Here is a 13,193-nt window from a genome sequence, read left to right as displayed (position 1 = left end):
TTCGCCCCTTCATCGCGGCTTCCTGTGCAGTCCACACCCCCGTACGGGGGTAGTGAGACCTGGGTCACGGAATACACGATGCCAGAGAGCCGCCCGGCAGTGGCCCGGCACGAACGACCAGGAGTGGGACAGATGACAACGGCGACGGACGCCTTCCGCGCGGCACGGGACTACCTGCTGGAGCACCGCGAGGACTACGCCACGGCCTACGCGGGCTTCAGCTGGCCCCGGCCTGACGAGTTCAACTGGGCCCTGGACTGGTTCGACGTCGTCGCGGACGGCAACGACCGCACCGCCCTGCACATCGTCGAGGAGGACGGCGGCGAGACGAAGCTGTCCTTCGCCGAACTGTCCGACCGCTCCGACCGGATCGCGGGCTGGCTGCGCGCCCGGGGCGTCGCCGCCGAGGACCGCATCCTCGTCATGCTCGGCAACCAGGCCGAACTGTGGGAGACCGCGCTCGCCGCCATGAAGCTGCGGGCCGTCGTCATCCCGGCCACCCCGCTGCTCGGCCCGGCCGACCTGAGCGACCGCGTCGAGCGGGGCCGGGTGCGGCACGTGCTGGCCCGCGCCGCCGACACCGGGAAGTTCGACGAGGTCCCCGGCGGCTACACCCGCATCGCCGTCGGCGGCGCCCCCGAGGGCTGGCTCAGGTACGAGGACGCGTACACCGCCTCCGCGGACTTCGTCCCGGACGGGCCCACCCTCGCCGACGACCCGCTGATGCTCTACTTCACCTCGGGCACCACCGCCCGCCCCAAGCTGGTCGAGCACACGCACGTCTCCTACCCGATCGGCCACCTCGCCACCATGTACTGGATCGGCCTGCGCCCCGGCGACGTGCACCTCAACATCTCCTCACCCGGCTGGGCCAAGCACGCCTGGTCCAACCTGTTCGCCCCGTGGAACGCGGAGGCGACGGTGTTCATCCACAACTACACGCGCTTCGACGCGGGCCGGCTGATGGCCGAGATGGACCGGGCCGGGGTGACCACGTTCTGCGCGCCGCCGACCGTGTGGCGCATGCTCATCCAGGCCGACCTGTCCCAGCTGCGCACCCCGCCGCGCGCCGCCGTGGCCGCGGGCGAGCCGCTCAACCCCGAGGTCATCGAACAGGTGCGCCGCGCCTGGGGCGTCACCGTCCGGGACGGCTTCGGGCAGACCGAGACCGCCGTGCAGGTCTCCAACAGCCCCGGCCAGCCGCTGAAGACCGGTTCCATGGGCCGGCCCAGCCCCGGCTACCGGGTGGAACTGCTCGACCCGGTCTCCGGCGCCCCCGGCGCGAGCGAGGGCGAGATCGCGCTGGAGCTGTCCGGCCGCCCGGTGGGCCTGATGGCCGGCTACCACGGCGACCCCGACCGCACGGCCGAGGCGATGGCGGGCGGCTACTACCGCACCGGCGACGTCGCCTCCCGCGACGAGGACGGCTACCTCACCTACATCGGGCGCACCGACGACGTCTTCAAGGCGTCCGACTACAAGATCAGCCCGTTCGAGCTGGAGAGCGCCCTGCTGGAGCACGAGGCGGTGGCCGAGGCCGCCGTCGTGCCCGCGCCGGACGAACTGCGGCTGGCCGTGCCGAAGGCGTACGTCGTCCTCGCCGAGGGCTGGCAGCCCGGACCCGACACCGCGAAGGTGCTGTTCGAGCACTCCCGCCAGGTCCTCGCCCCCTACAAGCGCATCCGCCGGCTGGAGTTCGGCGAGCTGCCCAAGACCGTGTCCGGGAAGATCCGCCGGATCGAGCTGCGCGAGGCCACGGCCGAGGGCTCGGCCGACGAGTACCGCGAGGAGGACTTCCGGTGAGTGAGTCGTCGTACACCCACGGCACGAGCGGCACCGCGCTGCTCGGGGACACCATCGGGGCCGACCTGGACCGGGCGGTCGCGGCCTGGCCGGAGCGCGAGGCCCTGGTCGACGTGGTCAAGGGGCGGCGCTGGACGTACACCGAATTCGCCGCCGACGTCGACCGGTTGGCGTACGCGCTGCTGGCGAGCGGGGTCGCCAAGGGCGACCGGGTGGGCATCTGGGCCGTCAACTGCGCCGAGTGGGTGCTGGTGCAGTACGCCACCGCCCGCGTCGGCGCGATCATGGTCAACATCAACCCGGCGTACCGCACGCACGAGCTGGAGTTCGTCCTCGAACAGGCCGGGATCTCCCTGCTGTTCGCCTCGCTGCGCCACAAGTCGAGCGACTACCGGGCGATGGTGGAGCAGGTGCGCGGCCGGTGCCCGACGCTGCGCGAGACGGTCTACATCGGGGACCCGGGCTGGGAGGCGTTCACCGGGCGGGGCGGGCCGGAGCGGCGCGCGGAACTGGACGCCCGGCAGGCCGAGTTGTCCTGCGACGACCCCATCAACATCCAGTACACCTCGGGCACGACGGGCTTTCCCAAGGGCGCCACGCTCTCCCACCACAACATCCTGAACAACGGGTACTTCGTGGGAGAGCTGGTCGCCTACGACGAGCAGGACCGCATCTGTGTGCCCGTGCCCTTCTACCACTGCTTCGGCATGGTGATGGGCAACCTGGCCGCCACCTCGCACGGCGCGTGCGTCGTGATCCCGGCGCCGTCCTTCGAACCGAGGGCCACGCTGGAGGCGGTGCAGAGTGAGCGGTGCACCTCGCTGTACGGCGTCCCGACCATGTTCATCGCGGAGTTGAACCTGCCCGACTTCGCGTCGTACGACCTCTCCAGCCTGCGCACCGGCATCATGGCGGGCTCGCCCTGCCCGGTGGAGGTGATGAAGCGGGTGGTCGCCGAGATGCACATGGCCGAGGTGTCCATCTGCTACGGCATGACCGAGACCTCCCCGGTCTCCCTCCAGACCCGGATCGAGGACGACCTGGAGCACCGCACCGGCACCGTCGGGCGGGTCCTGCCGCACCTGGAGGTCAAGGTCGTCGACCCGGTCACGGGCGTGACGCTGCCCCGGGGCGAGGCGGGCGAGCTGTGCACCCGCGGCTACAGCGTGATGCTCGGCTACTGGAACGAGCCGGAGAAGACCGCCGAGGTGGTCGACGCCGGCCGCTGGATGCACACCGGGGACCTCGCGACGATGCGCGAGGACGGGTACGTCGAGATCGTCGGCCGCATCAAGGACATGGTCATCCGGGGCGGCGAGAACGTCTACCCGCGTGAGATCGAGGAGTTCCTCTACGGCCACCCGCAGGTCAGGGACGTCCAGGTCGTCGGGGTGCCGCACGAGAAGTACGGCGAGGAGGTGCTGGCCTGCGTCATCGCGCGGGACCCCGCCGACCCCCCGACCCTGGAGTCCCTGCGCGCCTACTGCGAGGGCCGCCTCGCCCACTACAAGGTCCCGACCCGCCTCCAGCTCCTGGACACCTTCCCGATGACGGTCTCGGGCAAGGTCCGCAAGGTCGAACTGCGCGAGAGGTACGGGGCGTAGCGCCACGCCGTCGCACGGGCCCCGGTCGCCGACGCGGCCGGGGCCCGGTGCGTGCGGTCAGACGCGCGTCGCGTGGAGGGCGTCGGCGGTGGGGTTCGCCGGCCGGGGGGTGCCGGTGAGGTCCAGGACGAACAGGGGGATCAGCAGGCCGTCGGCGCGGGCGACGGCCTCGGGGGTGTAACCCGCCAGGGAGAAGTGGACGCAGGTCGCCGACTCCGTCATGGCGGTCAGCCACAGGCACTCCACGTCGCGCGCGGAGGCCGGCCGGACCGTCGGGTCGACCTGGGCCACGAGGCCCCGGGCGGCGAGACCGATGCCGGACGGGGGACGCTGGTCGGCGCGGCGGATGTCCCGGTGGCCCAGCCGGCGCAGATACAGCACGGCGGCGGTGACGGCGTCCCGCGCCGTACGGATCGTGACGGGCCCGAGCACCTCGCGGGGCACGTCGACCTCGGGCCGGTCCGCCTCGGGCCGGTCGGTCGCGGGCGGGTCGGTCGCGAGGGGGACGCGCAGCACCGTGCCGCACGCGCAGCCCAGTTCCGGCCGGGGCCAGGGGGCGGAGCTCCCGCAGGAGCGGCAGGTCACGGTGATCCACTCCTCGTCCCAGGCGCGGTGGTCGAGCACGCTCGGCGGGGCGTCCGCGTCGAGCGCCGGGGCGACCGCCGTGCCGCACGCGCAGGGGTAGGCGGGCGCGGCGTAGTGGTGCTCGCGCCCGCAGACCGGACAGCGCACCGGCACGCTCTCGGACATGGCCTTCTCCCCGGCATCGCTGAGGGACAACGGCCCCATCGTGCTCCCTCCGGGCCCCGCTTGTCCGTCTCTTGACTGCCTTTGTCCACCCCCCTACATTGATTCCAGATAGCAGAAAACATATTCCACCATACGGAAGTGCTCACCCGCGGGGCGCGACGGGAGTACGCATCCGACAGCCGAAGCAGGAGTACTCGATGGCTCGAATGACGGCTGCCCGCGCGGCAGTTGAGATCCTCAAGCGTGAGGGGACCACCGACGCGTTCGGTGTGCCGGGCGCGGCGATCAACCCCTTCTACGCGGCCCTCAAGGCATCCGGCGGCATCACCCACACCCTCGCCCGGCACGTCGAGGGCGCCTCGCACATGGCCGAGGGCTACACCCGCACCCACCCCGGCAACATCGGGGTCTGCATCGGCACGTCGGGCCCCGCGGGCACCGACATGATCACCGGTCTGTACTCGGCCACCGGCGACTCCATCCCGATCCTGTGCATCACCGGCCAGGCCCCGACCGCGGTGATCCACAAGGAGGACTTCCAGGCCGTCGACATCGCCTCGATCGCGGGCCCCGTCACCAAGATGGCGGTGACCGTCCTGGAGGCCGCGCAGGTCCCCGGCGTCTTCCAGCAGGCGTTCCACCTGATGCGCTCCGGCCGCCCCGGCCCGGTCCTGATCGACCTGCCCCTCGACGTCCAGCTCACCGAGATCGAGTTCGACCCGGAGACCTACGAGCCGCTCCCGGTCTACAAGCCCGTCGCGAGCCGCGCCCAGATCGAGAAGGCGCTCCGGATGCTGAACGAGTCCGAGCGGCCGCTGATCGTCGCGGGCGGCGGTGTCGTCATCGCGGACGCGTCCGAACTCCTCGTCGAGTTCGCCGAGTTGACCGGTGTGCCGGTGGTGCCCACGCTGATGGGCTGGGGCGTGCTGCCGGACGACCACGAGCTGAACGCCGGCATGGTCGGCCTCCAGACCTCGCACCGCTACGGCAACGCGACCTTCCTGGAGTCCGACTTCGTCCTCGGCATCGGCAACCGCTGGGCCAACCGCCACACCGGCAAGCTGGACGTCTACACGGCGGGCCGCACGTTCGTGCACGTCGACGTCGAGCCCACCCAGCTCGGCAAGATCTTCGCCCCGGACTTCGGCATCGCCTCCGACGCCGGGGCCGCGCTGCGCCTCTTCGTCGAGGTGGCACGCGAGTTGAAGGCCGAGGGCCGGCTGCCCGACCGCTCCGGCTGGGCCGCCGCCGCGCAGGAGAAGCGCGCCACGCTCCAGCGCCGTACCCACTTCGACGACATCCCGATCAAGCCGCAGCGGGTCTACGAGGAGATGAACAAGGCGTTCGGCCCCGAGACGCGGTACGTCTCCACGATCGGCCTCTCGCAGATCGCCGGCGCCCAGATGCTGCACGTCTTCAGGCCGCGGCACTGGATCAACTGCGGTCAGGCGGGCCCCCTCGGCTGGACCATCCCGGCCGCGCTCGGCGTCGCCAAGGCCGACCCCGAGGCGCAGGTCGTCGCGCTCTCCGGGGACTACGACTTCCAGTTCATGATCGAGGAACTGGCCGTCGGCGCCCAGCACCGGATCCCGTACGTGCACGTGCTGGTGAACAACTCCTACCTCGGGCTGATCCGCCAGGCGCAGCGGGCCTTCGACATCGACTTCCAGGTCAACCTGGAGTTCGAGAACATCAACTCGCCCGAGCTGGGCGTCTACGGCGTGGACCACGTCAAGGTCGCCGAGGGCCTCGGCTGCAAGGCGATCCGCGTGACCGACCCGAACGAACTGGGCGCCGCCTTCGAGCTGGCGAAGAAGCTCGCCGAGGAGCACCGGGTGCCGGTGGTCGTCGAGGCGATCCTGGAGCGGGTCACCAACATCTCGATGTCCACCACCAACGACATCGGGAACGTGGTCGAGTTCGAGGAGATCGCCACGGAGCCGGGGCATGCGCCGACGTCGATCCGTACGTTGAAGGTGTGACGGCGGGGCGGTCGCGTGTGCGGGGTGCGGTTCGTCGCGGGGTGCGGGTGCGCTGTGGCTGGTCGCGCAGTTCCCCGCGCCCCTGTCGTGCGGCGCTGCGCGCCTGCACGACAGGGACGGGACCCGGCAGATCAGGTGCCGTCAATCATCCGGGTGCTCGGAAAGGCCCGGCCACTCGTCCGGCCCACCCCCCTGCCATTCGACGATGTCATCGTCTTCGACCTCGATCCGGTCCAGGTCGGCCATGCGCAGGATCTCGACCACGTCGTCCAGGTGGGAGGCGATGCCGAGGACGACCTCGCCCTCGGTGACCCGCCGGGACCCGTCGAGGGCCGGGCTGTGCACCACGATGTGCGGAAACCGGGGCGATGGATGCGTCATGCCTCAAGCCTCCTGCGGCGGGCGCCGACGCGCACCCCGGCGGAGGCGGGTTCCCGGACGGCGGGAGGCTGGGACCGCGGCGGCTGCGACAGGACCCGGCGGCCCGCTTCCCTCAGGCCGGGAAGGGGGCTTCGGTTCCCTCACCACCGCACTGGCTCGCAGGCCCGCCGCGGTCCTCGCCGCCCGCGCACCGGCCGGCCACCCTCGTCCCGGGCCGCCCGGCGGCGGGCTGCGCGCACGCGGTCACGGCCTCCCGCCGGACCGCGCACGCCGTTCGCCGGCCCGGCCCCGGCCGTGCCGGGACCGGGCGCGTGCGAGTGGATTCCGGGCGACGCCGGCACCTGGGCGCGACAGGACAGTTGTCGGCGCCGGGGCCGCCCGGAGCTCGGGGGGCCGCGTCAGACCCGGGCGCCGGAGAGGCGCTCCACGGCCCGCAGCAGCGCGGAGTGGTCGAGGCCGCCGTCGCCCTGCGCACGCAGACCGGCGACGAGCTGGGCGACCACGGCACCGACCGGCAGGACCGCGCCCACGGTGCGCGCGGCGTCGGTGACGATGCCCATGTCCTTGTGGTGCAGGTCGATGCGGAAGCCCGGCTTGAAGTCGCGGTCGAGGAAGTTGTCCTTCTTCCGCGTCAGCACGGTCGAGCCCGCGAGACCGCCGTTCAGGACGTCGAGGGCCGCCGCGAGGTCCACGCCGGACTTCTCCAGGAAGACCACGGCCTCGGCGCACGCCTGGATGTTCACGGCGACGATGAGCTGGTTGGCCGCCTTCACGGTCTGCCCGGCGCCGTGCGGACCGCACAGCACGATGGTCCTGCCCAGCACGTCGAACACCGGCTTCGCGGCGTCGAAGTCGGCCCGCTCGCCGCCGACCATGATGGACAGCACCGCCTCGATCGCGCCGGCCTCACCGCCGGAGACGGGGGCGTCCAGGACGCGGATGCCCTTCTCGGCGGCGGCCTTCGCCAGGTCGACGGAGGTCTGCGGGGTGATCGAGGACATGTCGATCAGCAGGGTGCCGGGCCGGGCGTTCTCCAGGATGCCGTCCGGGCCGTAGGCGACCGCCTCGACCTGCGGGGACGCGGGCACCATCGTGATCACCACATCGGCGCCGGCGACGGCCTCGGCGACCGAGCCGGCCACGCTGCCGCCCGCGGCGGCCAGGCGGTCCAGCTTCTCCTGCTCCAGGGTGAAGCCGGTGACGTCGTACCCCGCCTTGATCAGGTTCTCGGACATGGGGGAGCCCATGATGCCGAGGCCGATCCACGCGATCGCCGGGCGGGAGGATTCCGTAGGGGTGCTGCTCATGGTGAGGGTGCCTCTCGTGCGGGGTGGGTGGTCAGCGGGCGTCGCGGGGCAGCCAGTCGAAGGACTCCGCGCTCGGCCGGTCGCCCGGCTTGTACTCCAGGCCGACCCAGCCGTCGTAGCCCGCCTTCCGCAGCCGGTCGAGGAGGTCCTCCAGGGGCAGCGCGCCGGTGCCCGGCGCCCCGCGGCCCGGGTTGTCGGCGATCTGCACGTGCCCGGTCCTCGCCGTGAACCGCTCGATCACCGACGGCAGGTCCTCGCCGTTCATGGACAGGTGGTAGAGGTCCATGAGGAACCGGGCGTTGCCGAGGCCGGTCGCCTCGTTGACCCGGTCGACGACCGCGACGGCGGCCGGCGCCGAGACCAGCGGGTAGCGCGGCGACTCGGGCTCGTTCAGCGCCTCGATCAGCAGGATCGCGCCGATGCGGTCGGCGGCACGGGCCGCGAGCGTCAGGTTCTCCAGCGCGAGCGCGTCCTGGACGTCCGGGTCGACGCCGTCCACGCGGTTGCCGTAGAGGGCGTTGAGCGCCGTGCAGCCCAGGGAGGCGGCGAAGTCGGCGGCGACGTCGACGTTGGCGCGGAACCGCCGGGACTCCTCGCCCGGCACGGACAGCGCGCCGCGGTCGGGGCCGGGGAGCTGCCCGGCGTAGAAGTTCAGGCCGGTGAGCCGCACGCCCGCGTCGTCGATCGCGCGCTTGAGCGCATCGAGTTCCGTCTGCTCGGGGGTGGGCGTCCCGACCCAGGGCCACCACAGCTCGACCGCGGTGAAGCCGGCCGCGGCGGCGGCCGCGGGGCGCTCCAGGAGCGGGAGTTCCGTGAAGAGGATCGACAGGTTGACGTTGAAGCGCTGGTCTGCGAATCCCATCAGGGCCGCGCTCCCTTCCGGTCTTGTTGGTTCCGTGCATTTCCGTATTGCGGAATTGTATTTCTGCTTAATGGAAGTTTGTAGGTCGAGCATTGCACTTGTCAAGGGGAAGGCGCGGCGGTGTCAAGGGGAAGGTGCCGCGCTGTCAAGGGGGAGGCGCCGCGGCTGAGCCCGTTCCCGGGGCGTGTCGGTGGGTTAGGGTCCTCACGGAGCGACCGGGGCGAGCGATGCCATGGGGGCACAGTGCGACTGCGAGTGGAGTTCACGACGGAACCCTTCGATCTCGACGAGGCTCCGGCGCACGCGCTGGCCGCCCGCGAGGTCATCGAGACGGCCGATCTCGACGCGGTGGACGTCGGCCCGTTCGGCAACACCGCCGAGGGTGGCGCCGATACGGTGCTCGGCACCGTCGACACCCTGCTGCGCCGCTCGCTGGCGGCCGGCGCCACCCGTATCTCGCTCCAGGTCAACGTGGTCGGGGAGGACGGCAATTGACCGGGGACGTGCCCGGGGACACGACCGGGAGCGACCCCTTCGTCGCGGCGGTGAAGCCGCTGGTCGACGCCATGGGCGGGGAACTGCTGCCGCCCGCCGAGGCGGGCCCCGACGACGTCGTGCTCGCCTGGCGGGGCGCCGACGTGGTGGCCGTGCGCCTGCCGCAGCTCGCCGACTCCCTCGACCACATCCTCGCCGCCATGGAACGGCAGCGCGGCAAGCCCCTCGCCGAGCTGGACCGCAAGGCGAAACAGGAGGTCGTACGGGTGCTGGAGGCGCGCGGCGCCTTCTCCGTGCGGCACGGTGTGGAGACCGTCGCGACCGCGCTCGGCGTCAGCCGCTTCACCGTCTACAACTACCTCAACCGCGAGAAGGGCCTGTAGGGGGAAGGGTCCGCAGGGGCTTGTAACCCCGAATTTTCAACAAAGTGTTGACGCGGTGTTCCGGAGGGCGTTAGCTGGCGGCAGCCCGATCCGTTCGTACGGCCCCCCACGGCCACGGAGGCTCCCCGTGACGTCGACTCCCACGCCCCAGGGCCTGGCCCGGTTCAACGCCCTCACGGAACCCGCGGCCCGCGCCGCCCTCCACGAGGTCTGCGCCTCCACCGCCTGGACCCGGCGGCTGCTCGCCGGCCGCCCCTACGCCACCCCCGACGACCTGTACGCCACCGCCGACGCGGCCACGGCGGCCCTGACCCCCGACGACCTCGCGGAGGCCATGGCCGGCCACCCGCCGATCGGCCGCCCGAAGCCCGGCGACCCCGCCTCGGCACGGGAACAGCGCGGCATGTCCGGCGCGCCCGCGCGACTGAGGGCGGAGATGCTGGAACTGAACCTCGCCTACCAGGAGCGGTTCGGCCACGTCTTCCTGATCTGCGCGACCGGACTCACCGCCGAGCGGATGCGGGACGCCGCCCAGGAGCGGATCGGCAACCCGCCCGCACGGGAACGGGAGATCGTCCGCACCGAACTGGGGAAGATCAACCGCATCCGCCTCGCCCGACTCGTCGCGGAGGACCGACACACCATGAGCACCGGCACCACCGCCTCGGTGTCCACGCACATCCTGGACACCAGCGTCGGCCGCCCCGCCGCGGGCGTGTCCGTCCGGCTCGCCGCCCGCGCGGGGCACGACGCCGGATGGCGGGAGCTGGGCGCGGCCACGACCGACACGGACGGGCGATGCAAGGACCTGCCGGTACCGCCGGAGGGAACCACCCACGTACGGCTCGTGTTCGCGGTCGGGCCGTACTTCGAGAACTCCGCGAAGCAGCAAGCAGATCCGCAGCAAGCCGATCCGCAGCAGGACGCCCCCGCGAACCGGGACGGCGGCGCAGTGTTCTTCCCCGAGGTGACGGTCGTCTTCGCCGTCGCACCGGGCGAGCACCACCATGTGCCGCTGCTGCTCACCCCGTTCGGTTACTCCGTCTACCGAGGGAGCTAGCTCATGACCGTCCATTCCCGCTCCGTCGTTCTGGGACCGAACCAGTACGGCAAGGCCGAGTGCAGAGTCGTCAGGATCACGAGGGACGGCGCCACCCACCACCTCAAGGACCTCAATGTGTCCGTGTCGCTGAGCGGCGACCTGTCCGAGGTGCACCTCTCCGGGTCCAACGCCCACGTGCTGCCGACCGACTCCACCAAGAACACGGTGTACGCGTTCGCCAAGGAGCACGGCATCGAGTCGGCCGAGCAGTTCGCCATCCACCTCGCCCGCCACTTCGTCACCTCGCAGGAGGCGATCCACCGGGCCCGCGTCCGCGTCGAGGAGTACGCCTGGGAGCGCATCGCGGCCTCCGGATCCACCGGCGCCGTCGAGAGCAAGCATTCCTTCGTCCGCAAGGGCCAGGAGACCCGGCTGGCCCAGGTCGCCTACGACGGCACCTCGTGGGAGGTGACGTCGGGGCTCAAGGACCTCGTCGTGATGAACTCCACCGACTCCGAGTTCTGGGGCTACGTCAAGGACAAGTACACGACGCTCCCCGAGACCCGTGACCGCGTCCTCGCCACCGAGGTGGCCGCCCGCTGGCGCTTCAACTGGGACGGCGGGGCCGTCGTGCCCGACTGGGACGAGTCCTACGCCCAGACCAGGGGCCACCTGCTGCGGGCCTTCGCCGAGACCTACTCCCTCTCGCTCCAGCAGACGCTGTACCGGATGGGCGCCCGCATCATCGAGAACCGCGACGAGATAGACGAGGTCCGCTTCTCCCTGCCGAACAAGCACCACTTCCTCGTCGACCTGGAGCCGTTCGGGCTGAAGAACGACAACGAGGTGTACTTCGCGGCCGACCGGCCGTACGGCCTGATCGAGGCCACCGTGCTGCGCGAGGGCAGCGAGGCGCGCATCCCGGCCGACCTCACCAACCTGTAGCGAACCCGTGTCGCCCCTTCCCCCGCCGTCCGCCGAGCGAAAAGGACACACCGTGGCAGCAGTCCAGCGCACCGTCGTCGAGAACTGCGCGATCGCGACGGTCGACGCCGACGACACGGAGTACGCGCAGGGACACGTCGTCCTCGCGGACGACCGCATCGAGGCGATCGGCGCGGGCGGCGCCCCGGAGGGGCTGGAGAACGTCGTCCGCCGCATCGACGCCACCGGGCACCTGGTCACGCCCGGCCTGGTCAACACCCACCACCACTTCTACCAGTGGATCACCCGCGGCCTGGCCACCGACCACAACCTCTTCGACTGGCTGGTCGCGCTCTACCCGACCTGGGCCCGCATCGACGAACCCATGGTGTACGCCGCCGCCCAGGGCTCCCTGGCGATGATGGCCCGCGGCGGTGTCACCACCGCCATGGACCACCACTACGTCCATCCCCGGGGCGCCGGCGACCTGTCCGGCGCGATCGTCCGCGCCGCCCGCGAGACCGGCGTCCGCTTCACCCTGGCCCGCGGCTCCATGGACCTCGGCGAGAAGGACGGGGGGCTGCCGCCCGACTTCGCCGTGGAGAGCCTGGACGGTGCCCTCGCCGCCACCGAGGCCACGGTCCGGGAACATCACGACGCGTCCTTCGGCGCCATGACCCAGGTCGCCGTCGCGCCCTGCTCCCCGTTCTCCGTCTCCACCGAACTCCTGCGCCAGGGCGCCGAACTGGCCCGTCGGCTGGGGGTGCGGCTGCACACCCACGGCTCCGAGACGGTCGAGGAGGAGAAGTTCTGCCACGAGCGGTTCGGCATGGGCCCGACCGACTACTTCGCGTCCACGGGCTGGCTCGGCGAGGACGTGTGGATGGCGCACTGCGTCCACATGAACGACTCCGACATCGACGCCTTCGCCCGGACCGGCACCGGTGTCGCCCACTGCCCCTCGTCCAACGCCCGTCTCGCGGCGGGCATCGCGCGCGTCCCCGACATGCTCGCGGCCGGCGTCCCGGTCGGCCTCGGCGTCGACGGCACGGCGTCCAACGAGTCCGGCGAACTGCACACCGAACTGCGCAACGCGCTGCTCGTGGGCCGCCTCGGCCCGCACCGGGAGGCGGCGCTGAACGCCCGTCAGGCACTGCGCCTCGGGACGTACGGCGGCGCCCGTGTGCTCGGCCGGGCCGCCGAGATCGGGTCCCTTGAGCCCGGCAAGCTGGCCGACCTGGTGCTGTGGCGGATGGACACCCTCGCCCACGCCTCCATCGCCGACCCGGTGACCGCCCTGGTGCTCGGCGCCCCGGCCCCGGTCACCGCCGCGTTCGTGAACGGCCGTCAGACCGTCGCGGACGGCCGCCTGCTGCTCGTCGACGAGGACGCCGTCGCCCGCTCCACACGGGCCGAGGCCCGGCGCCTCGCCCGCATCGCCGGGCACTGACACCGCCGTTGCGCACGGCGGCCCGACTCCGGCCGGGAGGGACGGCTCCCGTCCGGTGGCCGCGGACCCCGCAGGGGCGCACGCCGACGCGTACGCCCCGGAGCGGCCACGACCCCGCTAGGGCGTGTTTCGAAAGTCCCGCCTGGCCCGCGACGCCTGGCACGCACACTCGCTGCGTTGTCGGAACGCCCAAGTACATCCAGTACGAGG

General features: G+C 71.9%; 12 protein-coding genes. 8 read left to right on the top strand and 4 right to left on the bottom strand.

The window, feature by feature from the left end:
- Nucleotides 1–132: 132 nt before the first annotated feature.
- Nucleotides 133–1,803 (top strand): AMP-binding protein, encoded by a 1,671-nt coding sequence (locus tag AB0F77_RS12630; protein WP_361945893.1) that lies wholly within the window; start codon nucleotides 133–135, stop codon nucleotides 1,801–1,803.
- Nucleotides 1,800–3,407 carry an AMP-binding protein gene (locus AB0F77_RS12625; protein WP_361945890.1) on the top strand — a complete coding sequence of 536 codons (1,608 nt, stop codon included), beginning with the start codon at nucleotides 1,800–1,802 and terminating at the stop codon, nucleotides 3,405–3,407. The genes AB0F77_RS12630 and AB0F77_RS12625 overlap by 4 nt, the downstream gene beginning before the upstream one ends.
- A 57-nt stretch (nucleotides 3,408–3,464) precedes the next feature.
- Here AB0F77_RS12625 and AB0F77_RS12620 read toward each other — a convergent pair whose 3' ends face one another.
- Nucleotides 3,465–4,157 (bottom strand): hypothetical protein, encoded by a 693-nt coding sequence (locus tag AB0F77_RS12620; protein WP_361945887.1) that lies wholly within the window; start codon nucleotides 4,155–4,157, stop codon nucleotides 3,465–3,467.
- Nucleotides 4,158–4,354: 197 nt separating this feature from the next.
- On the opposite strand from AB0F77_RS12620, the gene gcl reads away from it, so the two are divergent.
- The gene (gene gcl / locus AB0F77_RS12615; protein WP_361945884.1) at nucleotides 4,355–6,139 is read left to right on the top strand and encodes a glyoxylate carboligase; all 1,785 of its coding nucleotides are present in this window, start codon (nucleotides 4,355–4,357) and stop codon (nucleotides 6,137–6,139) included.
- Nucleotides 6,140–6,280: 141 nt separating this feature from the next.
- Here the strand turns inward: gcl and AB0F77_RS12610 are convergent, their stop codons facing one another.
- The 3 genes from AB0F77_RS12610 to AB0F77_RS12600 all read right to left on the bottom strand — a co-directional run bounded on the left by AB0F77_RS12610 (nucleotide 6,281) and on the right by AB0F77_RS12600 (nucleotide 8,689).
- Complete coding sequence (locus AB0F77_RS12610; protein WP_361945881.1) at nucleotides 6,281–6,520, bottom strand: hypothetical protein; 240 nt, start codon at nucleotides 6,518–6,520, stop codon at nucleotides 6,281–6,283.
- A gap of 398 nt (nucleotides 6,521–6,918) precedes the next feature.
- Nucleotides 6,919–7,827 (bottom strand): 2-hydroxy-3-oxopropionate reductase, encoded by a 909-nt coding sequence (locus tag AB0F77_RS12605; protein WP_361945878.1) that lies wholly within the window; start codon nucleotides 7,825–7,827, stop codon nucleotides 6,919–6,921.
- Nucleotides 7,828–7,858: 31 nt separating this feature from the next.
- Nucleotides 7,859–8,689, bottom strand: a complete 831-nt coding sequence (locus tag AB0F77_RS12600) for a TIM barrel protein (RefSeq protein ID WP_361945875.1) — start codon at nucleotides 8,687–8,689, stop codon at nucleotides 7,859–7,861.
- 243 nt (nucleotides 8,690–8,932) lie between these two features.
- On the opposite strand from AB0F77_RS12600, the gene AB0F77_RS12595 reads away from it, so the two are divergent.
- The 5 genes from AB0F77_RS12595 (at nucleotide 8,933) to AB0F77_RS12575 (ending at nucleotide 12,983) form a co-directional block, all read left to right on the top strand.
- Nucleotides 8,933–9,184: a hypothetical protein gene (locus tag AB0F77_RS12595; RefSeq protein WP_361945872.1), complete on the top strand. Its 252-nt coding sequence runs from the start codon at nucleotides 8,933–8,935 to the stop codon at nucleotides 9,182–9,184.
- 71 nt (nucleotides 9,185–9,255) lie between these two features.
- Nucleotides 9,256–9,567 carry a helix-turn-helix domain-containing protein gene (locus AB0F77_RS12590; RefSeq protein ID WP_361946483.1) on the top strand — a complete coding sequence of 104 codons (312 nt, stop codon included), beginning with the start codon at nucleotides 9,256–9,258 and terminating at the stop codon, nucleotides 9,565–9,567.
- A gap of 127 nt (nucleotides 9,568–9,694) precedes the next feature.
- Nucleotides 9,695–10,627 carry a 2-oxo-4-hydroxy-4-carboxy-5-ureidoimidazoline decarboxylase gene (gene uraD, locus AB0F77_RS12585; protein ID WP_361945869.1) on the top strand — a complete coding sequence of 311 codons (933 nt, stop codon included), beginning with the start codon at nucleotides 9,695–9,697 and terminating at the stop codon, nucleotides 10,625–10,627.
- A 3-nt stretch (nucleotides 10,628–10,630) separates the two neighbouring features.
- Complete coding sequence (gene pucL / locus AB0F77_RS12580) at nucleotides 10,631–11,554, top strand: factor-independent urate hydroxylase (RefSeq protein WP_361945866.1); 924 nt, start codon at nucleotides 10,631–10,633, stop codon at nucleotides 11,552–11,554.
- Between the two features lie 52 nt (nucleotides 11,555–11,606).
- Entirely contained in the window at nucleotides 11,607–12,983 is a 1,377-nt protein-coding gene (locus AB0F77_RS12575) for an 8-oxoguanine deaminase (RefSeq protein WP_361945863.1), read from the top strand.
- The last annotated feature ends 210 nt before the right edge of the window (nucleotides 12,984–13,193 follow it).

The organism is Streptomyces sp. NPDC026672, from assembly GCF_040638185.1.
Taxonomy (GTDB): Bacteria; Actinomycetota; Actinomycetes; order Streptomycetales; family Streptomycetaceae; genus Streptomyces.
Note: the sequence above shows the minus strand (reverse complement) of the source record. Positions and strands in the feature narration are given on the sequence as shown.

Bases quoted from the DNA above. Each gene is read 5' to 3' on its own strand.
- AB0F77_RS12630 (WP_361945893.1), top strand. From the start codon at position 133: ATGACAACGGCGACGGACGCCTTCCGCGCGGCACGGGACTACCTGCTG.
- AB0F77_RS12620 (WP_361945887.1), bottom strand. From the start codon at position 4,157: ATGTCCGAGAGCGTGCCGGTGCGCTGTCCGGTCTGCGGGCGCGAGCAC.
- gcl (WP_361945884.1), top strand. From the start codon at position 4,355: ATGGCTCGAATGACGGCTGCCCGCGCGGCAGTTGAGATCCTCAAGCGT.
- AB0F77_RS12610 (WP_361945881.1), bottom strand. From the start codon at position 6,520: ATGACGCATCCATCGCCCCGGTTTCCGCACATCGTGGTGCACAGCCCG.
- AB0F77_RS12605 (WP_361945878.1), bottom strand. From the start codon at position 7,827: ATGAGCAGCACCCCTACGGAATCCTCCCGCCCGGCGATCGCGTGGATC.
- AB0F77_RS12600 (WP_361945875.1), bottom strand. From the start codon at position 8,689: ATGGGATTCGCAGACCAGCGCTTCAACGTCAACCTGTCGATCCTCTTC.
- AB0F77_RS12590 (WP_361946483.1), top strand. From the start codon at position 9,256: ATGGGCGGGGAACTGCTGCCGCCCGCCGAGGCGGGCCCCGACGACGTC.
- pucL (WP_361945866.1), top strand. From the start codon at position 10,631: ATGACCGTCCATTCCCGCTCCGTCGTTCTGGGACCGAACCAGTACGGC.